General features: G+C 28.6%; 14 protein-coding genes. 2 read left to right on the top strand and 12 right to left on the bottom strand.

The window, feature by feature from the left end; genetic code table 11:
• Positions 1-347: 347 nt before the first annotated feature.
• From uvrA to AYC61_RS01800, 7 genes are all read right to left on the bottom strand, one after another.
• Entirely contained in the window at positions 348-3,170 is a 2,823-nt protein-coding gene (gene uvrA, locus AYC61_RS01775) for an excinuclease ABC subunit UvrA (RefSeq protein WP_066495934.1), read from the bottom strand.
• A gap of 38 nt (positions 3,171-3,208) precedes the next feature.
• Positions 3,209-5,185: an excinuclease ABC subunit UvrB gene (gene uvrB / locus AYC61_RS01780; protein WP_066495935.1), complete on the bottom strand. Its 1,977-nt coding sequence runs from the start codon at positions 5,183-5,185 to the stop codon at positions 3,209-3,211.
• Positions 5,186-5,564: 379 nt separating this feature from the next.
• On the bottom strand, positions 5,565-6,719 hold the full coding sequence (locus AYC61_RS01785; RefSeq protein ID WP_066495938.1) for a PDZ domain-containing protein: 1,155 nt from the start codon (positions 6,717-6,719) through the stop codon (positions 5,565-5,567).
• 1,257 nt (positions 6,720-7,976) lie between these two features.
• Positions 7,977-8,474: a hypothetical protein gene (locus AYC61_RS01790; RefSeq protein ID WP_066495940.1), complete on the bottom strand. Its 498-nt coding sequence runs from the start codon at positions 8,472-8,474 to the stop codon at positions 7,977-7,979.
• The gene (locus AYC61_RS21950; RefSeq protein ID WP_275935207.1) at positions 8,467-8,592 is read right to left on the bottom strand and encodes a hypothetical protein; all 126 of its coding nucleotides are present in this window, start codon (positions 8,590-8,592) and stop codon (positions 8,467-8,469) included. Before AYC61_RS21950 ends, AYC61_RS01790 begins: the two co-directional genes overlap by 8 nt.
• Positions 8,593-8,643: 51 nt before the next feature.
• Positions 8,644-9,282: a hypothetical protein gene (locus AYC61_RS01795; RefSeq protein ID WP_066495942.1), complete on the bottom strand. Its 639-nt coding sequence runs from the start codon at positions 9,280-9,282 to the stop codon at positions 8,644-8,646.
• Between the two features lie 228 nt (positions 9,283-9,510).
• A complete protein-coding gene (locus AYC61_RS01800; RefSeq protein WP_066495952.1) occupies positions 9,511-11,019 on the bottom strand; it encodes a DUF1846 domain-containing protein in 1,509 nt (502 codons plus the stop codon).
• A 307-nt stretch (positions 11,020-11,326) separates the two neighbouring features.
• On the opposite strand from AYC61_RS01800, the gene AYC61_RS01805 reads away from it, so the two are divergent.
• Both AYC61_RS01805 and AYC61_RS01810 read left to right on the top strand, forming a co-directional pair.
• Positions 11,327-12,019 (top strand): response regulator transcription factor, encoded by a 693-nt coding sequence (locus AYC61_RS01805; protein WP_066495953.1) that lies wholly within the window; start codon positions 11,327-11,329, stop codon positions 12,017-12,019.
• Positions 11,988-14,030, top strand: a complete 2,043-nt coding sequence (locus AYC61_RS01810) for a sensor histidine kinase (RefSeq protein ID WP_066495955.1) — start codon at positions 11,988-11,990, stop codon at positions 14,028-14,030. The genes AYC61_RS01805 and AYC61_RS01810 overlap by 32 nt, the downstream gene beginning before the upstream one ends.
• 98 nt (positions 14,031-14,128) lie before the next feature.
• Here the strand turns inward: AYC61_RS01810 and AYC61_RS01815 are convergent, their stop codons facing one another.
• The 5 genes from AYC61_RS01815 to AYC61_RS01835 form a co-directional block, all read right to left on the bottom strand.
• Positions 14,129-15,355: a S41 family peptidase gene (locus AYC61_RS01815; protein WP_066495958.1), complete on the bottom strand. Its 1,227-nt coding sequence runs from the start codon at positions 15,353-15,355 to the stop codon at positions 14,129-14,131.
• A 282-nt stretch (positions 15,356-15,637) separates the two neighbouring features.
• Entirely contained in the window at positions 15,638-16,765 is a 1,128-nt protein-coding gene (locus AYC61_RS01820) for a murein hydrolase activator EnvC family protein (RefSeq protein ID WP_066495961.1), read from the bottom strand.
• Between the two features lie 14 nt (positions 16,766-16,779).
• The gene (gene ftsX / locus AYC61_RS01825) at positions 16,780-17,682 is read right to left on the bottom strand and encodes a permease-like cell division protein FtsX (protein WP_066495963.1); all 903 of its coding nucleotides are present in this window, start codon (positions 17,680-17,682) and stop codon (positions 16,780-16,782) included.
• Positions 17,672-18,358, bottom strand: a complete 687-nt coding sequence (gene ftsE, locus AYC61_RS01830; protein WP_066495965.1) for a cell division ATP-binding protein FtsE — start codon at positions 18,356-18,358, stop codon at positions 17,672-17,674. The genes ftsX and ftsE overlap by 11 nt, the downstream gene beginning before the upstream one ends.
• Before the next feature lie 531 nt (positions 18,359-18,889).
• On the bottom strand, positions 18,890-21,199 hold the full coding sequence (locus tag AYC61_RS01835) for a Lon protease family protein (RefSeq protein ID WP_242866724.1): 2,310 nt from the start codon (positions 21,197-21,199) through the stop codon (positions 18,890-18,892).
• Positions 21,200-21,472: the final 273 nt, after the last annotated feature.

A 21,472-nucleotide genomic window follows, 5' to 3' on the forward strand; every position in this document is an offset into this window, starting at 1 on the left:
ATTGTAATCATAATACTTTATTTTGCCTTTATATTAGCTAGAATTAAATAATTTTCTTTACTTCCTATCTATTTGGTTGCTTTATTCAAAAAAAATTTCTTTCTGGTATATTCTAAAGACATATCTCTTTTCTAAAACAAACCTGATTTTAGATTTATTTTCAACTTTACACTATGCTCTCTTATAATTATTTTATTATTCATGCAAAATTCCATAAAAAAAGAAACACTCTTATAATTTTGTTCGTACAAAATCAACTTAGAGTGCTTCTTCTAAAAAATATTATTAACATAACAAGCTATGCTTTTGTATAGTCCTTAACTTACTAAATTCAGTATTATCTAATTTTACTTACCATTTATTACTTTACTTAAAAACTGTCCTGTATATGACTTTTTAACTTTAATTATTTCTTCAGGAGTACCTTTTGCTACTATATTTCCACCTTCGTCTCCACCTTCTGGTCCTAAATCTAATATATAATCAGCTCTTTTTATAACATCTAAATTGTGTTCTATCACTATAACCGTGTTGCCATTTTCAACTAATTTATCTAAAACCTTTATAAGCTTGTGTACATCAGCTATATGCAAACCTGTTGTTGGTTCATCTAATATATATAGTGTTCTTCCTGTACTTCTTTTACTTAGCTCTGACGCAAGTTTAATCCTCTGAGCTTCTCCTCCTGATAGTTGAGTAGATGGCTGTCCTAGTTTTATATACCCTAAACCAACTTCGTACATTGTTTGTAACTTCCTTTTGATTTTTGGTATACTATCAAAAAACTCTACTCCCTCTTCTACTGTCATATCTAATATATCAGAAATAGTTTTGCCCTTATATTTTACTTCTAATGTTTCTCTATTATATCGCTTTCCTTTACATACTTCACATGGTACATATACATCAGGTAAAAAATGCATAGATATTTTAACTATTCCATCACCTTTACATGCTTCACAACGTCCACCTTTTACATTAAAACTAAATCTGCCTTTTGCATAACCTCTCATCTTAGCTTCCTTAGTCATAGTAAATAAATCTCTTATATGATCAAACACTCCTGTATAAGTTGCTGGGTTAGACCTCGGTGTTCTACCTATAGGTGATTGATCTATGTCTATAATTTTATCTATATTCTCTAATCCTTTTATCGTTTTGTGTAATCCTGGTTTTACTTTACTGCGATTTAATTCCTTAGTTATTCCTTTGTATAGTATTTCATTAACTAAGCTACTCTTTCCTGAACCTGATACTCCAGTTACACATGTGAATAATCCTACTGGAAATTTAACATTAATATTTTTAAGGTTATTTTCCTTTGCTCCTTTTATTTCTATCCATTTACCATTTGTTTTTCTTCTTTCACTAGGTACTGTTATTTTTTTCTTTCCGCTTAGATATTGTCCGGTTATAGAATCATCTACTGCAATTATATCTTCTATTGTACCTTGTGCTACTACTTCTCCACCATGAACACCTGCTCCCGGTCCTATATCTACTATATGATCTGCACATTTCATTGTATCTTCATCATGTTCAACTACTAATAGTGTATTCCCTAAATTTGTTAAATTTCTTAAAGTTTTCAAAAGCATATCATTATCTCTTTGGTGAAGCCCAATGCTTGGTTCATCTAATACATATAAAACTCCTACTAAACTAGATCCAATTTGTGTTGCTAGTCTAATTCTTTGAGATTCTCCTCCTGAAAGTGTACCTGCACTTCTTGAAAGCGATAAATATCCTAAACCTACATCCTTTAAAAAGGTTAACCTCTTCATAATTTCTTTTACTATTTGATCTGCTATAAACATTTTCATTTCACTTAATTTAAGATTCTCAAAAAACTCTATACACTTTATAACAGATAACTGTGTTAGTTCTATTATGTTTTTATCTCCTACTGTAACAGCGAGGCTCTCAGGCTTCAATCTATTACCTTTACAAGCTTCACAAGGAATAATACTCATATATTCTTCAATTTTATCTCTCATATAATCTGAATTAGTTTCGTTATATCTTCTTTCTAGATTTACTATAACACCTTCAAAAACTCCCGTATGAGTTCTTTGTCCACTAAATTTGCTATCAAATATAAAAGATATTTTTCTATCCCCAGTACCATATAAGATTTCTTCTATAAACTTCTTAGGTGCATTTTTTATTGGCTCGTCTAAACTAAAATTGTTATCCTTTGCTATAGTTCTAATAATTTTATAATAATAAGTATCTTCACCTGTTCTACTATATGGTTCTATAGCTCCCTCATTTATTGATAACTCTTTATTTGGTATTATTAAATTTTCATCTACCTTCTTATGAATTCCAAGTCCATTACAAACAGGACACATACCGAATGGACTGTTAAAAGAAAACATTCGAGGAGCTAGTTCATCCATTGCTACACCACAGTCTACACAAGCAAATTTAGTACTAAATAAAAATTCTTCTTTATCTATAACATCTATTATTACTAATCCGTTTGCAAGTTCCATAGCTGTTTCTATTGATTCTGTCAGTCTTTTTGCTATTCCCTCTTTTATTATTAATCTGTCTATTACTACTTCTATGGAATGTTTTTTGTTTTTGTCTAGCTGTATATCATCATTTATGTCATATATAGTCCCATTTACTCTAACTCTTACATAACCCTGTTTTCTTATATCGTCTAACGTCTTTTTATGTGTTCCTTTTCTTCCTCTTACTATAGGTGATAATACTTGTATTTTAGTTCTATCTTCAAAAGCTAAAACTTGATCTACTATTTGATCTATTGTTTGTGATGTAATCTCTTTTCCACACTTTGGACAATGTGGTGTCCCTACTCTAGCAAATAACAGCCTTAAATAGTCATATATCTCTGTTACTGTTCCTACTGTTGATCTTGGGTTTCTATTTGTTGTCTTTTGATCTATAGATATTGCTGGTGAAAGACCCGCTATATACTCAACATGTGGTTTTTCCATTTGACCAAGAAATTGTCTGGCATAGGAAGAAAGACTCTCTACATATCTTCTTTGCCCTTCAGCGTAAATAGTATCAAATGCTAAAGATGATTTTCCTGAACCACTTAATCCTGTTAATACTATGAACTTATTTCTTGGCAATTCTATATCAATATTTTTAAGGTTATGCTCTTTAGCTCCTTTTATAATAAGCTTTTCCACCTGCGTTCATTCCTTTCCCTTGCTATAGGGACTAGAATCTAGTCCCTTACATTCTTAAGTTCTTCTATTTTATCTCTTAACTCAGCAGCTTTCTCAAACTCTAGTTTTTCAGCTGCTTTAATCATATCCGCCTCAAGCCTGATTATCAAATCTTTTATATCTTTAGCACTCATATCATTATCTGGATTCACGTTGTATTCTTCGATATCTTCCGCTACCTTTGTTGCTTCTATTACATCTCTTACTGATTTTTTTATAGTCATTGGAGTTATATCATGCTCTTTATTATATAGTTTTTGTAAACTCCTTCTTCTATTAGTTTCATTGATAGCCACACCCATAGAACGAGTTATTTTGTCCGCATACATAATAACCTTACCATTTGAGTTTCTAGCAGCTCTACCTATTGTCTGTATCATAGATGTCTCTGACCTGAGAAAGCCTTCTTTATCAGCATCTAGGATAGCTACAAGCGAAACCTCTGGCAGGTCTAGTCCTTCTCTTAATAAATTTATTCCAACTAAAACATCATGCTTTCCTAATCTAAAATCTCTTATAATCTCCATTCTTTCTATTGTTTTTATCTCTGAGTGTAAATACGTTACTTTTATATTTAAATCTTTAAAGTATGAAGTCAAATCTTCAGACATTTTTTTCGTTAAGGTAGTTATCAAAACCCTCTCGTTCTTATCTACTCTAATATTTATTTCTTTGACTAGATCGTCAATTTGATTCTTAGTAGGTCTAACTATGATCTCTGGATCTAATAACCCTGTAGGTCTGATTATCTGCTCTACTATATTATCAGAAGTCTCCTTTTCATAGTTGCTCGGTGTAGCACTTACGTATACTACATAATTCATATGTTTTTCAAATTCTTCAAATTTTAAGGGTCTATTATCAAGCGCTGAAGGTAATCTAAATCCGTAATCTACTAAATTTTGTTTTCTGGAGTGATCTCCGCCATACATAGCTCTTACCTGTGGCAATGTAACGTGTGATTCATCTATTATCATTAAATAATCATCAGGAAAATAATCTAATAGTGTATATGGCTTACTACCTGCTTCTCTTGCACTAATATGTCTTGAGTAGTTTTCTATGCCTTGACAATATCCCATTTCTTTTAACATTTCTATATCATAATTTGTTCTCTGTTCTAATCTCTGAGCTTCTAAAAGCTTATCTTGACTTCTTAAAACACTAAGTCTTTCTTCAAGCTCTAATTCTATTGATTTTATCGATCTATCAATTTTTTCTTTTGTAGTAGCATAATGAGAAGCAGGAAATATTGATATATGATTTCTAAGTCCTATAATTTCTCCTGTAAGTGAATTAATTTCTGTTATTCTGTCTATTTCATCCCCAAAAAATTCTACTCTTATTGCATTTTCTGATGAAGAAGCCGGAAAAATCTCAACAGTATCTCCTCTTACTCTAAATACTCCTCTTGTAAAATTAACATCATTTCTTACATATTGTATATCTATTAGCTTTTCTATAATCTCGTCTCGATCTTTTATCATGCCCGGCCTTAAAGAAATCATCAAATTTTCATAATCAAACGGGTCTCCTAAACCATAAATACATGAAACACTCGCAACTATTATTACATCTTTTCTTTCGAATAATGCTGAAGTTGCAGAGTGTCTTAGTTTTTCTATTTCTTCATTTATAGATGAATCCTTTTCTATAAAAGTGTCAGTCCCGGGTATATAAGCTTCAGGCTGATAATAATCATAAAAACTTACAAAATACTCAACTGCGCTATCTGGAAAAAACTCTTTGAATTCGCTAGCTAGTTGCGCTGCTAATGTCTTATTATGAGCTATAACGATAGTAGGTTTTTGAACTTCTTGTATAATATTTGCCATAGTAAATGTTTTACCTGAGCCTGTTACACCTAACAAGGTTTGCTTTTTTACACCGTTTAAAATTGACTGACTGAGATCTTTTATTGCTTTAGGTTGGTCTCCACGTGGAGTATAATCTGAAACAATAGAGAATTGACCCATAATATCACCTCTATAATTGTTTTGAAATCTTTTTGCTTTTTATTTGTCCATTTACTAATCTTTCAAGTTGTAACTCCTACTCACTTCGTTCCTAGCAGTAGCGATTCACACCAAATCAAAGATTTGAGTTCTCTACTTAGGAACGTTTGTTCGTAAATATTATATATTACTTATATATATATGTCAACATAATTAAATCCTGATTATTCATATAACTTTGAATAGTGTGCTGTATAATTCTGAATTAGAAGATTCCAGTGAATTCGAAGGCATACAGTTGGTATGTCGAGAATTTAATAGACATCTTATAATCAGAAAGATGCAGTAGAATATTTGATTTTCTATGAATAATCTGGGTTTACCTTAAAACAAATTAGTTCTATTTTTGAAAATATCCTATAAACCTTTGTAAAATACCGCTTTGTCCTTCAATATCCATTGTATAATGTGCATTGTCTGTTAAAATAAGTAATTCCATTTTTTTATCTTTTATATTCTTATATGTCTTTTTTACCACTTTATTTCCCTTGAATTTTATATATATAATTTCTAATTTATCATTACAATATTTCATTGCTTCTATTATTTGATTTTTGGTTATCACTCTCATATTGTTAATCATTACCAATTCGTCACCAATACTAAGTCCTAACTCTTTTCCTAAACCATTTGGTAAAACATCCAGTATTCTAACTCCCTTTTCACTTAACGTAAAAGAAGGTTCTGCTTTGTTTTGATCTTTCTGTCTTTTTAATATTATTAGCTCATGCATTAATGGACTTGATACCATTGCTAGAAACAAGAATATTGGATTTATATATGACAAAGCTATTAAAAGAATTAATATCATACTAAAAAAAACAAGACTTTTAGCAGCAGTTTTTGCTGCTATTTTTGGACTGTCTGTAATTGATAAATCGGTATATCCTAATATTGCTGCTATAGGCAAAAATATTGTCTCTGTAAAGCCTCCATAGGAAGCTACCTGCAAAGCTTGTGGTATTATAAAAAATGGAACACACCAGTATCTATATAGGCTAAAGCCACCTATCAGTTTATTTTCTCTTTCTAAGAATAAAGGCAGATACGATTTATAACCGTCAAAATAAATTAATATACCCTCTGCAAAATGCAAAATAGCTATAGTCAAAAGTACGCTTCTATATGATTGTAAGCCTGTATCTAAAAATATACCAATAATACATGCCCCTGCACCTGAATAAGCAATACATGCATATCTGGGTTTAACAAGGAAAAATAATATTGATAATACAAATGCATATTTGAAGCATGTTACGTTAAATTCTATATCAAATAAATCAAACATTATACTAATAAATACCCCAACTGCTAATCCTTTAATCAGTGCTATGAAAAAATGCTTTATATAGCTTTCTTTGACTCTACCTAGTAATCGCATCTCCTTTTTTTCTAGCCTATTGTACTGATAGAATACTAATATTGACATCAATATGTATATAGGATTAAATACTAATTTAAATATATAGCTTATTAATGATGATAAAATGTTCATATTAAATCTCCTTTTTAATGAGTTATTAAGTATTTTTTCCTTGTTTTGTTATATTAAACATTTTATTCATCACTTATACCTATGTAAACACTTACTTGTTCTTTGTAGAAGTAAAAGTTTTCTAAACAATAATTAATTTTAAGCATATAAAAATAAAGAACCTCATAGAAATATATTAATTCTGGCTTCAACTCAAAAACATTGAGCTACGCTTCCCTCAAAGACTTGCCTGACTATTTGTTGAAATTTTTCATATTTAATATAGTCAAGCTTTGTAGGTCATATATCTCACTACTTTTTGATTCAGCGATGTAAGAGATTTTTCTAACTCGGAGAAGGGCATATTTTTTCGATTTTAATAAGGTTAAAATATACCCTTCAAATGTCGTTTACGAAAAATCTCTTACCCGCTTCTATTTATTTTTTGGTATTTTCTTTAAAGTCAAGCTTTGTAAGCGTTTCAATGAAAATACTCATTTATTTTTCCTTACTCATTGGTGTAGGATCTCTCTAAGAATCTTCTACGGCTCCGTAAAGAGCTTATTTCTAAATAAATAAGAAACTCACTACTCACTACGTTCCTATGAGTAAGTGATTCACTCAAAATCTTAGATTTTGGTTCTCTACTTAAAAGCGTTGAGGAAACAAGCTCTTAAAGTCGCTCTCCGAAGAAACCTTAGAGAAATCCTAGTTACTTACTGGTTATAACTAAAAAATCTTTTTCCTGTGAAAATACAAACTTAAAGGAATCAAGCAGATATTTTATCGCTTTAATTCAAAAAGTTTCAAGTAAAACCTTCGAAGCTCCAACCTAATATGACCCCAAATACCTACTACAATAACTATTACTACCAATATACTTGCCCTCTCCATTTGGTAATGAAGCACCATCATGTAATAACTTCGTACTCACAAAGGCTTACCCTAAAGAAAACAAACTATTATATCCTTTAGAAGTCTACATGACATTTTTTAACCACGACATTGATGGTTATATTTTTTCATCTTCATCTAATCATAAAAATATAGCCATCTCCGAGTAAGAAAAAATGTCTTGTATGGCTTCAACTCAAAAACATTGATCCACACTTCCCTCAAAGGCTTACCTTAGCTATTTTAACTATTTTTTGAACTCTCATTACAAAATTAGAGTTTTTTTATTATATAAAAAACCTGCTTTGATTATTTCATCAAGACAGGTTGCTTTTAAAAATTTCATATGTAAATGTTTTTATAGAAAAAAGGTTTATTTGAAAGTTAATCTAATCTCCAATAATATTTAATCATTTCTTTAACTTCTTTTGTTTTTGTTTCTTCATACAACTGTTCTATAATTTTTTCAAAGTCAATTTGGTCATATTCTATTTCTTTATCACTTAAAGATAATTTGTCTCTTATATTTTCTAAGTCTAGCGAAAAATTCTTTATATCTTTCTCTGTAGGCATATCTTCACTGCTATTACCTAGTATTTTTATTTGCCAATCATATAAATACTCTCTATAAGCATCAAAATAATTCCCTATTTTCATTACATCATAATTTCTTTTAGGTATCATTGCTGAGATAAATTCTAAATCCTTACGTGTTTTCTCTAATTTCATCATCCTTCTATAACCATTATAGCTAACAGCATCATTAAAATCACCTATACAGTTTACTGAATATAACTTTAAATAGTAAAGATTATAACTATTGTTCATATCTATAATATCTAAGCTTTGCTTAAATTTTACTCCTAAAATACAATTAACCACTATTGATATAGCTAATGCAATACTTACATCGTCCTCGTTTCTTTATGATATTTAAATAAACTCTCTCCCCTATATCTGGATTTATTATTTTATCAGGTTCTTCTATTCTTTTTTCCATATAATAAACTCCTATTTACACGTTAAGTTATAAATCATTATCTTAACTATTTTATTTAAACCAAACTTTAAAATGTTCTTTGATATCTTCTGATTTTGTTTCATCAATTAATTGATCAACAATTCCATTAAAATCAATTTGTTCGTATGACAAACTATTATTTCCACAGTCTATAGCTAAATCAAATTTATTACTAATATTTCTAAAATCATCTAAATAGTTGTTTATTTTTATTTCATTTGGTATATTTTCAGTTCTATTAGATACAATACTACTAATCCAGTCATCTAATTCTAGAATATAAATATCAAAAAAACGCCTTGTTTTCGAATATTCATTATTATACGTCGAACGCATATTATCTGAAATAGCTTCCAGCTGATTACGTGTTTTTTCTAAAAACAACATCCTTTGATATCCATTACATTCAATAGCCTTTTCGAAGTAATAACAAGAATCAAAAATATGATTTTCTATCGCATTAAGCTTACGACTATTGTTAATTTCTATAATTTCTGAACTTTGTTTCGCTTCCACACCTAAAAGACAATTAGCTATTACTGATGTAATTAATGCAATACTCAAAATTACTATCCATCGTCCTCGTTTCTTTATTAAATTTAGATAAAATTTCTCTCCTATATCACGATTTACTATATTTGATAGCTTATTATCAGACCTACTTTCCATTGTAATATCTCCCTATTATTTATACTAAAAGCTCCATCACAAATTTCATTATATAATCATTTGTATATTTTGTAAACTGTATCCACACTAACCTTGGTTTGTTAAAATTTCTTTATTTTTTATTTTAGACAACAAAAAACCTATATCGTCTTATCAGCTAACACACCGATAACATACGATATAGGTTTCTTTCTAATTTATCTTTTTATCTAGGCACATTCATATGCCTTAATTATTATAAAACAAACTGTTTGATGCAAACTCAGGATCACATGTTACATCTATTCCTAATTTTCTAAAAGTCTGCTCATCACTTGTGCTTAAAATATTTGTTGAATGAGCCTGACAGCCTTTTAGCATTGGTAATTTTTCCATTGCTACTTGAGCCATTGTATTTGTTGCAGCACATATACTAAGTGCAATTAGTATTTCTTCACATGTTAATGCTGTAGTTTTGCTTACAAATGTTTTGGATTTAAGGTTAATAATTGGTTCAAGTATAACTGGTGATATTAAATGAATCTCGTCTGTAATATTAGCAAGATATTTTATTGAATTTAAAATCACTGCCGCTGCTGCATCCATAGTGCTTGAGCTTTTGCCTGTTAGTATTTTTCCATCAGGTAGTTCAAGAGCTACTGCTGGACATTGCTCGTTTTTGCATGATTTTTCTTTTAATTTAGCACTTCTTTCTCTAGCAGGAATAACTACCTTACGATCCTCTGCTTTTAGGTTAAGCTCTTCCATGATAAGTTTTGCTCTTTGGTAAGTATCTAAATCAGCATAGCCTTTTTTATACTCACAACCTGTATTAAAAAATCTTCTGATGATTTCTTGTTTAGAAGCTTCTTTAACTACATCATCATCAATAATACCAAAACCAACACGATTAACGCCCATATCTGTTGGTGATTTATAAACAGCTTCTTCTCCTGTAATTTTTTCAATTATTCTTTTTAGTACAGGAAATGTCTCTATGTCACGATTGTAATTTACTACTACCTCATTATACGCATCCAAGTGAAATGAATCAATCATATTAACATCTTTTAAATCAACTGTTGCTGCCTCATAAGCTATATTTAGCGGGTGTTTGAGAGGTACATTCCAAACAGGGAATGTTTCAAACTTAGAATATCCTGCCACTTTTCCAAGCTTATATTCATGATAAAGCTGGCTTAAACAAGTAGCAAGTTTACCACTTCCTGGTCCCGGAGCAGTTACAACTACTATTGGTTTTGAGGTTTCTATGTAAGGATTTTTTCCATAGCCCTCATCACTAACAATGATATCTACATCTGTAGGATATCCCTTTGTTGCACTATGAGTATATACCTTAATTCCTCTTCTCTCCAGTTTATTCATAAACACTGTTGCTGCTGGTTGATTATCATATCTGGTAATAACAACACTATTAACATCTAACTCATAATATCTAAGATCATCTATCAATCTTAGTACATCCAAATCGTAAGTTATACCAAAATCTCCACGAATTTTGTTTCTTTCTATATCTCCTGCATAAACACAAATAACAACTTCTACCTTTTCTTTTAACTTATGGAGTAACTTGATTTTCGCATTTTCATCAAAACCAGGTAGTACTCTTTTTGCATGTAAGTCATATAATAGTTTTCCTCCAAACTCCAAATAAAGTTTGTCGTAATCATTCACTCTCTCGAGTATGAATTTTGATTGTTCTTCTAAGTATTTTTTGTGATCAAAACCTATCTTCATATTAACCCTCACTTATCCTTTTATTATTCCTTGACTATTTTAACATAAAATGAACTTAATTATAATAGCATTATGCTTTTTTTTATGTTGGATCAAACTTAATTTTATTATAAGAATTTTATAATCTCATATATAATTATAACTTTTATTTGTTAATTTGTATCAATTAATATATTTCTTTTTTAAGAAAATCTTAAGAATTATATAAACCATTTATTAAGAAACAAGCGATATAATTTACACAAAGCTAATTTTGAAAGGTTGTGATACAATTATGACTATAAATAATTTCAGAGGTGATACTTAAATGAATGTGCTTATATGTGATGATGATAAGGAAATTGTTGAAGCTATATCTATTTACCTTAAAAATGAGGGATATAATATTTTAAAATCCTATAATGGATTAGAAGCATTGAAAATATTAGAAAATACTGAAATCCATCTAATAATCATGGATATTATGATGCCTCAAATGGACGGTATGAGGGCAACAAATAAAATCAGAGAAAATAAAAACATTCCAGTAATTATGCTTTCTGCAAAGCATGAAGATATAGATAAAATAATGGGTCTTAATATGGGTGCTGATGATTATATTACCAAACCTTTTAATCCACTGGAGCTTATTGCTAGGGTTAAATCCCAATTAAGAAGATATACAACTCTTGGCAGCTTTACTCCTAAGACTGGAATATATAAAACTGGTGAATTAATTGTTAATGATGAAAGTAAAGAGGTAACATTAGATGGAGAATATGTGAAGTTAACACCTATAGAATATAAGATACTTACGTTTTTAACGAAAAATGCAGGGAAAGTCTTTTCTATTGACAAAATTTACGAAAACGTATGGGATGAGCCTGCATATAACCCAGAAAATACTGTATCTGTTCACATTAGACGAATAAGAGAAAAAATCGAAATAAATCCAAAAGAGCCAAAATATTTAAAGGTGGTGTGGGGAATTGGATATAAAGTTGAAAAATATAAAGAATAATAAATTTGTTAAAATAACAATTTTTCTATTAGCTGTTGCTTTATCAACTAGCTGTTTATCAATTTTTGCTTATTTAAATAAACATACAAATAGTTCTTTTGAAGCTATTTATGAGGAAGATTATTTGCAAAGCGACTCTTTTAGGAGTACATTCACTGATTTAACATACGATTTAGAAAGACTATTAAAATATTATAAAAACGAAGAATATATAAAAAATAGTGGAACTATTGATAATAAAATAAAGGACAGTACAAATGATTATTGTACTTATTCATGGGAACTTAATAATAAGTATAGCAATTTTAAAGATAATTTTTATAGAAGTAGATCTATTGAGTATGATAGTGTATCCGAAGAAGAGATAATCACCCTGTTTGAAAAAAAATACACTAATGAAATACAGATGTATAAAAACAAATATATAGATAAAGAATTAAATAATTATTATAAATCATTAAAACAAATAAATGGCATTGACGGATTATATTATCATATGTCAAGTGGAGAATATGAACACTCTAATGTTACAAATTCTGCAAAAGAATTTTTTAAATCACAACCTGTCTATGTATTATTTGATGATAAAGGCTATGATACTTTACCTCAATTAGAATATATTTATACTTATCATTGTTTACAATCCCTTAGTTATTATCCTCAGGATGTAATGTATGCAGCATTAAGCAATGAATTTTTAAATCCTATAATAACTAAATGGAATAACGATAGGAATATGTTAACAACTGGATTTGCTATTATTTCTATTTTATTATTATTTTTTATTATCTGCATGTTCTATCTAATTTATACTGCTGGAAAACATGGTATTGATAATAAAATTCATTTATTGGCAATTGATAAATTATATGTTGATGTAAATATTATTGCTTCTATGTGCATTATTTGCCCTAGTTTTATTTTTGCTTTTGAATCTTTTGATGAACTTGGTTATAAGTTTTTTATACCACTATCAGTTTTATTAAGTATTGTAGCTATTAATTTAATACTATCTATAATTAAACATATTAAAAATAGGACTATTTTTAGTCATAACTTAATATATAAACTATTGTCATTAATATTCATATTCATAAAGAGAAATTTAAGAAATTTACTAAATAGTTTTCCAATAGCTTTTAAGATGCTTCCTACTCCAAAAAAAGCCAATGATTTAAGAAACATCATAAAAGGTGTAGATTATATTAAAAATGGTGACTTAGATTATTCTATAATAACAAAAAGTAAAGGTATTTATGGAACTCTTGCTAGTGATATTAATAATATTTCAGATGGACTTAAAGCAGCGGTTCAAAACGAACTTAAAAGTGAACGATTAAAAACAGAATTAATCACTAATGTATCTCATGATATAAGAACACCTCTTACTTCTATAATAACATATGTAGACATACTGAAAAAAGAAGGCTTAGACTCAAAAGATGCACAAAAATATTTAGATGTCTTAGATCTAAAAGCTTTAAGGTTAAAAACTTTAACTGATGATTTATTTGAAGTTTCAAAAGCATCAAGCGGTAATATCCCTGTTGATTTTGATAAGGTTGATATAACTGAACTGCTTAAACAAGTAATGGGTGAGCTTAGTAAAAAAATTGAATCTTCTGGATTAGATTTTAAATTTAATTATCCTAAAGAAAAAGTATTTATTTTGGGCGATGGTAAGCTGTTATGGCGTGTAATTGAAAACCTTATGGGTAATGTATTTAAATATGCTCTTAATAACTCAAGGGTCTATATTGATATACTTAATTTAAAAAATCATGCTTCTGTTGTTATAAAAAATATATCTGCTTATGAACTTAATATGGATACAAATGAATTGATGGAACGATTTAAGCGTGGTGATGAATCCAGAAGTAGTGAAGGAAGCGGTCTAGGATTATCTATTGCAAAAAATCTTGTAGAATTACAAAATGGTCAATTTCATATAAAAATTGATGGCGACTTATTTAAAGCTACTGTTACAATACCTAAATACAAAGAATTATAGCTCTATATAATACTATAACACCTACATTGATATTCTTGTATCAAGTAGGTGTTATGTTATATTAGTAATAGCTTTCCTGTATAAATAATCAGGGATAATTATTTTCCTATTTTCTCTTTTAATACACTTATTGCCTTTTTAAGCTGAATATCTTTATCAATATTATCTACCCCAATTTTTATATCTTTTTTCATCTCGACTATAATATCAGGTGTAACACCTATGCCATGTATACTTCTCCCATTTGGAGTATAATATTTTGATATTGTAATTTTGAAACCTGAACCATCTTCCAGTGGATTTATTAATTGTACTATTCCTTTTCCATAAGTTTTAGTTCCTATTAATGTTCCCGATTTAGTATCTTGAACCGCACCTGCAAGTATTTCTGAAGCACTGGCACTGCCCTCATTTACTAACAATACATATGGAATATTAATTTTACTTTTATCTGATCGTTCTTCTTTTCTTTTACCCTTTCTAGTTTCTGTGTAAACTATTAGTGATTCACCTAATAATTCATCTGCTATATCTACACATTCATCTAGATACCCACCTGGATTACTTCTAAGGTCAATTATTAAACCTTTTATATTTTTCTTTTTCAAACCATTTAGATGACTCATGAATTCATCATATGCATATTCATCAAAATGTCTCAGTCTTATATATCCAATCTCTTTATTTATTAAGTTAGATTTTACTTTATCTACTCTTATTACCTGTCTTTTAATTTCTATATCTTTTATAATTGTCTCATCTTTTTCATCTTTTCTCATAATTGTTATTGTCACTGATGTTCCAGGTTTACCTTTCATTACTTTTACAGCATCATCTAAATTTTCTGCTAAGTATTCTTTACCGTTTATTTTTACAATCTTATCACCTGGTTTTATGCCTGCCTTCTCTGCTGGTGTGTCTTCTATTGGTGATATTACTGTTATTAAATTATCTTCTCCCGGTGCTATATATATACCAATGCCTTCGTAGCTTCCTCTAGTCAAATCCATATAACTCTTGAATTCTTTTTCTGTCATATATTCAGAGTATGGATCTCCTAAAGCTTCAAACATCCCTTTTAATTGCCCATCATACAAATCTGTTTCTTCAATTTTTTCTAAAAAATTCTCTTTTATATAATCCTCTAAAGCAAATAACTTAGAATGATTCTTATATATTTGCTTCATTTCATCAAATTCTGCCTTGCTAATTTTAACTGATTCAAAATACTTATATTCTATTATATTTGAAACAAATATAGTGGATATACTAGTTATAACAACAAGAAATATAGCAATAATCACTGCTTTTCTTTTAGAAATCATTTAATCACCTCTATTTAACCTTTGATTATATTTTTATGAGTAATTTTGGTTTATTAATAAAATAGCATAGTTTATTTTATTATACTATAATCGATATTATACCTAGTTGATATGTATTTTTGAAATTATATTTTATTCTCTATCTTATATTTTACTTTGAATATTATTTTTATGATATTATAATAAAATGCTTAGACTAATTATCTAAGCATTTTATTTATAATTTAACATGAATGGAAATGTAGAATTTTATATTTGAAATTTTTTCGATCGGTAATATAACTATTGTGACGTTATCCAAGGGAGTGGATCTAATCTTTTACCATTTTTTCTTACTTCAAAGTGTAAGTGTGCTGCGGTTGATGCTCCTGTACTACCTGATTTAGATATTACATCACCTTTTAAAACTTTTTGTCCTGCCTTTACTAATATCTTTGAATTATGGGCATACAAAGTTGCAATTTTTCCTCCGTGGTCAATAATAACTGCTTTTCCATAAGTACCTAACCAACCTGCAAATTGGACTATTCCATCATTTGCCGCTACTATATCCGTTCCATAGTAAGCTCGTAAATCAACACCTGAATGAAACTTCATTTTCTTATATACTGGATGGAATCTCATGCCATATGGTGATGTTACTTTATGATAAGCGGGTACCGGCCAAAGCATTCTTCCACCAGAGTATTTTCCTGCTATTAACTGTTTTCTAATAATCTCTTCTAATTCTTTTGCTTGTTTTTCCATTGAATCATATTGGTGTTCCATTGCTTTCTCATCTTTTTTTAATTTATCTATAATTTTCTGTTTTTCTCTTGATGCAAGCACTAAATTTGATTTCTTTTTCTCAACCTCAAGCTTCGCAGTTGTTAAGTTCATTGCTTGGATGTCTAGTTCTTTCTTTTTTTCTTCTATAATGTTTTTTTGTTCCTTCATATAGCCCAATAATTCCTTATCTTGCTTAATTATGTATTGTATCATATCAAGCCTAGATAAAAAGTCTCCAAAATCCTGAGAGCCTAGCAATACCTCAATATATCCCATGTTTCCATTAATATACATTGCTCGTATTCTAGATTTAAAAACTTCATTTTTCTGGGAAATATTATTTTCTGCTTCTAATAATTCATTTTTAGTCTTAACTATGTTATTTTGTACTGTTATTAAATCATTCTCTACTACGCTTAGTTCGTTTTGAGCCTTGTCCACTTTTAAATCAAGAAGCTTTATTTCACTGCTTACTTTCTTCTGATTATTGCTGTTTTCCTTCAGCTCTCTTTCTATTTTTTTAATTTCATCATTAGTATTTTTAAGTTTTGATTTTACTTCGTTTATATCAGTTGCTGCATATGCGTTTATTGAACCTATAATTAATACCAAAACTGTTAATAGAATTAATCTGCGTTTCAAAAAATTTTCCCCCCTTACACTTTTAAGAACTTTCTTAAAGAAATAATACTACCTAGTACTCCTATACCAATACCTATTGCTGTAAATATAATCACAATATCGTTAAATAATTTAAATGGTGGAATTATATACATTGTTAAAAATATATATAATTTTTCGTTAGCAACTTTAAATATATATTTGTAGGCACCATTTATTATTAATGTAGATACCCCTGAAGCGATTACACCAAGTATAATACCTTCCATTATAAATGGTCCTCTTATAAATCCATTAGTTGCTCCTACATATTTCATAATACTTATTTCACGCTTTCTAGCAGCAACGGTAATTCTTATTGTATTCGTAATTATAAATATTGAAATTATCATAAGTATACCTATAATAACCAAACCACATACTCTTACTAATTCTGATATATAGAGCATTCTGTCTATTATGTCTTTGTAGTATTTAATATCACTAATACCTTCTAATTTATTTATACTTTCTACTACATTGCTAGCATACTTAATATCTTTTAAATATACTATATATTTATTTGGCAATGGATTGCCTTCATTCTCTAAACCCTCCAAGATAAAACTTTCATCCTTATATCTTTCTTTTTCTAATGCCAATCCTTCTTCTTTTGATAAAAATTCAATTCTTTTAACTCCATCAATTTTTTCTATATTCTCTTGTAAATTTTTTAATCTTTCCCCTACTATTTCATCTTCTAAATACACTTGAACTTGGTCAAATTTATCCTTAATCATAGTTGTACCATTGTTAATATTCAATATTATAATCATGATAATCCCTAATATAATTAAGACAGATGAAACTGAACATACTGATGCAACACTCATTAATCTATTTCTGTACACACCTTTAAAGCCTTCTCTAATAGTCCTTCCTAAAGATCTAAATACCATGATCATACACACCTTTCGCATCATCTCTTGCTACTATTCCTGTATCTAATTCTATAACCCTTCTTTTCATGACATCTACTATCTCTTTAGCATGTGTTGCCATTAATATGGTTGTACCTCTTCTATTAATCATTTTTAACAGCTTCATAATATCCCAAGCAGTGTCTGGATCTAGATTACCTGTAGGTTCATCTGCTATTAATAACCTGGGGTTATTTACTATGGCTCTTGCTATAGCTGTCCTTTGTTGTTCCCCTCCTGACAATTCTTTAGGATAGCAGTCTGCTTTTTTACTTAAACTAACCATACTCAGTATACTTGGTACTCTTCTTCTTATTTCTTTAGATGTTCCTCCTATTATCTCCATAGCAAATGCTACATTTTCAAATACTGTCTTATTATTTAATAATCTAAAATCTTGAAAAACTACCCCCATTCCTCTCCTAATAATAGGTACGTGCCTATTTCTAACTTTTGTTATATCATTATCATTGAAAAATATTTTCCCTTTAGTTGGTTCTTCTTCTTTTAATAGAAGTTTTATAAATGTAGATTTTCCAGCACCACTTGTACCTACTAGAAAAACAAATTCACCTTTTTCAATGTGAATGTTGATATCGCCTAAAGCTTTAACTCCATTACTATACTGCTTTGTTACATTAATAAAATCAATCATTCCACCACTCCTGTTCTATGCACAGCTACAATCTATGAATTCAACATTTTGTATTTATTCCTATTCAGTGTATTAAACGACAAACTATCTAAAACCAAAATTTGTTTTAAATTTAAAAATTATTAAGGTTCTTTATTTACAATTAGCCTGTCCTAGAATACATCATAAACATTTATACATATGATTTTTTCTACATAAATTTATTTAACATATCAAACATTAAAACTATTTATCTATATTAGTAGCTTTATAATCAAATAAGTATAAAATTAGAAAATTATAAGAATCTTTTAATAAACTGAATTTTGTTTAATAGTTCGTGAATTTTCTTATTTATTGTTATTTCTATGAATATTATAAATCATCTTGTTAACATAAACTCCCCATAATATAATTATAATACTAAATAGTACAAAAAAAAATAGAATTAATCACCTTTAATTGATTATTTCTACTTTTTTCTGTATTTCCCTTTAATATTATTTAGTTTTTAGTATGTTATATATTAATTGTATTCATTTTATGTTTCCATTATTCATAATCTTTATTTGATAATGCATAATTCTCCATTTTTTTCTGTACTAAGTAATGTACTGTTCCTAGTGGATAATTTCCTTTTTCATCTTTAGTTCCAGCTTTTACTCCTGTTAAAATTTCTATGCCTTCATCTATATTATTTACTGCGTAAATTGCAAATATATTTCTATCTACAGCTTCTATTATTTCATCCTTTAACATTAAATTGTTTATATTTTGACTAGGTATTATTACACCTTCATTTCCACTAAAACCTTTGCTCTTGCATAAGTCATAGTATCCTTCTATTTTTTCATTTACTCCTCCTATAGGTTGTATGATTCCTTTTTGATTTACTGAGCCAGTCACTGCTATTGCTTGTTTTATTGGCAAACCTGACAAACTTGACAACAGCGCATATAATTCTGTACTAGATGCACTATCCCCATCAATATAGTCATAAGATTGTTCAAGTGTTATACTAGCATTTAATGATAAAGGTCTTTTTTGAGCATACTTACCACCTAAATATCCTATAATTATATAAACACCTTTATCGTAAATATTACCACTTTGTTCTACTTCACGTTCTATATTTATTACTCCTTCTTTGCCTACAAATGTTGATACTGTTATTTTATTAGGTCTACCGAATAAATATTTTCCCGATTCTATAACTGACAATCCATTTATCTGTCCAACTACACTACCTTTTGTCTCTATAAGTATACTGCCTTTTAATATTAATTCTTTTATAATCTCTTCATACTGATTTTCTCTGTTTTGCTTTTCTTTTATTGCATCTTCTACATGTTTTTGTGTAACTACACATTTATTATCTAATTTTGCAACTGCTTCAGCTTCATATAATATTTCAAGTAAATCATTAAAACAACATGATAATTTATATTTTGATTCTACCAATCTAGAACTACAATCTATTATTTTGGCAACTGCACCTTTATCAAATGAATTTAACCCTTTTTCTTTACACTGGTTTGCAACAAATATTGAAACCTTTTTAATATTTTCTTTTGTTCTATCCATTTCATAATTAAAATCTGCTTTAATCTTAAATAGTTTGCCAAAATCATCATCATATTTACATAATAATTGATATGTATCGTCATCACCTATTATAATAATTTTTAAATCTAATGGAATTGGCTGTGGTTTAATAATTTCTGCTACATTATTATTTTCATCTATATTTTCAACTGTTATAGTTTCAGACATCAAAGCTCTTTTGAGTCCTTCCCATGCTTTATAATTATCTAACAAACTTTTAGCATTTAATATTAAAAATCCCCCATTACTTTCATGTATTGACCCTGCTTTTATTTTCGTATGGTCAGTTTTTAGGACACCCATTTCGCTCACATATTCAACCTTGCCAAGCAAATTATAATAAGTAGGATTTACATCTTTTATAACTGGTGCTCCATTTATATGGTTATTATCAATAAAAAGATTCACTTCATACCTTTTCATAAAACCATTTATTAATGATATATTTGTATCATCTTTATTTAAAAATTCTTTATAATTTTTGACTATATCATCTTCAACTTCATCTAAAAAACTTACTACATCACAATTACCTTTAAATCTATCTAATAGTATTTTTATATAAATATCTACTAAATCAAATGCCACTTTTCCGTCTAATTGTTTTATTCTATTTACTAGTTGTGTCTCTACAGTCCTAATTTTTCTCATCGTTTTTTGAATTTCTGCATTTAATTCAGATGATATTTCTTCTATTTTTTTTAGATGATGTAATGACATAGGTATAGGGATTAAACCATCTTCTGCAAGTGTAAATTGAAAATTATAGTCAACAGCATTTAAATTAAGCTCATTCACCACTTCGTCAATTTTACTCTTATATGTATCATATATGTCATTTTTTCTTTCTTCATATTCTTTTGAATTGAAAATTTTAGGAATATCTAGTCTTAATTTGAATATAAAATTTTCTAATTCCTTCTTAAAAACTGCACCATTACCACTTTTAAGTTTAAGAACTTTTGGTTTATTTGGTTTTTTGAAATTATATACATAACACCAATCGCTTGGTATATTCATACTACCCGATAATTTCTCAGCTAATGATACTGAATAACTACTTCTACCACTTCCATTTATTCCAGATACATAAATATTGTAGCCTTTTCTTTTTATTGATAGTCCAAAATTCATAGCTTTTTGTGCTCTTTCTTGTCCAATTAATTCCTTACATGCTATTATCTCATCAGTTGTATTAAAATCAAAGATTGAATCATCACATTTGTTTATTAATTGAGAAGAAGGTACTTTATACAAAATATCACCTCAACTTTTAGGTTTTTTATCACAATATAAAATTATATTCTTTTATAACAACGGAAGTAATTACGTAGTAATTACAACACACCGTTTCAACAAGGCGGGAGATATACACATAATCGATACCTGCCACCTATAGATGTGGGGTATATTTTGCGCCTTGTTATAAATAGTATTATGAAATTTATATTCTATATCTTTTTATAATTTCCTCTTTAGTATAACAGTCTTTTATTAAAGTCTACGATTTCTTTTATATAGATAGTTTCT

The sequence above is a fragment of the Abyssisolibacter fermentans genome, assembly GCF_001559865.1.
Taxonomy (GTDB): Bacteria; Bacillota; Clostridia; order Tissierellales; family MCWD3; genus Abyssisolibacter; species Abyssisolibacter fermentans.

Bases quoted from the DNA above. Each gene is read 5' to 3' on its own strand.
- uvrB (WP_066495935.1), bottom strand. From the start codon at position 5,185: ATGGGTCAATTCTCTATTGTTTCAGATTATACTCCACGTGGAGACCAA.
- AYC61_RS01785 (WP_066495938.1), bottom strand. From the start codon at position 6,719: ATGAACATTTTATCATCATTAATAAGCTATATATTTAAATTAGTATTT.
- AYC61_RS21950 (WP_275935207.1), bottom strand. From the start codon at position 8,592: ATGGAAAAAAGAATAGAAGAACCTGATAAAATAATAAATCCAGATATA.
- AYC61_RS01795 (WP_066495942.1), bottom strand. From the start codon at position 9,282: ATGGAAAGTAGGTCTGATAATAAGCTATCAAATATAGTAAATCGTGAT.
- AYC61_RS01800 (WP_066495952.1), bottom strand. From the start codon at position 11,019: ATGAAGATAGGTTTTGATCACAAAAAATACTTAGAAGAACAATCAAAA.
- AYC61_RS01805 (WP_066495953.1), top strand. From the start codon at position 11,327: ATGAATGTGCTTATATGTGATGATGATAAGGAAATTGTTGAAGCTATA.
- AYC61_RS01815 (WP_066495958.1), bottom strand. From the start codon at position 15,355: ATGATTTCTAAAAGAAAAGCAGTGATTATTGCTATATTTCTTGTTGTT.
- ftsX (WP_066495963.1), bottom strand. From the start codon at position 17,682: ATGGTATTTAGATCTTTAGGAAGGACTATTAGAGAAGGCTTTAAAGGT.
- ftsE (WP_066495965.1), bottom strand. From the start codon at position 18,358: ATGATTGATTTTATTAATGTAACAAAGCAGTATAGTAATGGAGTTAAA.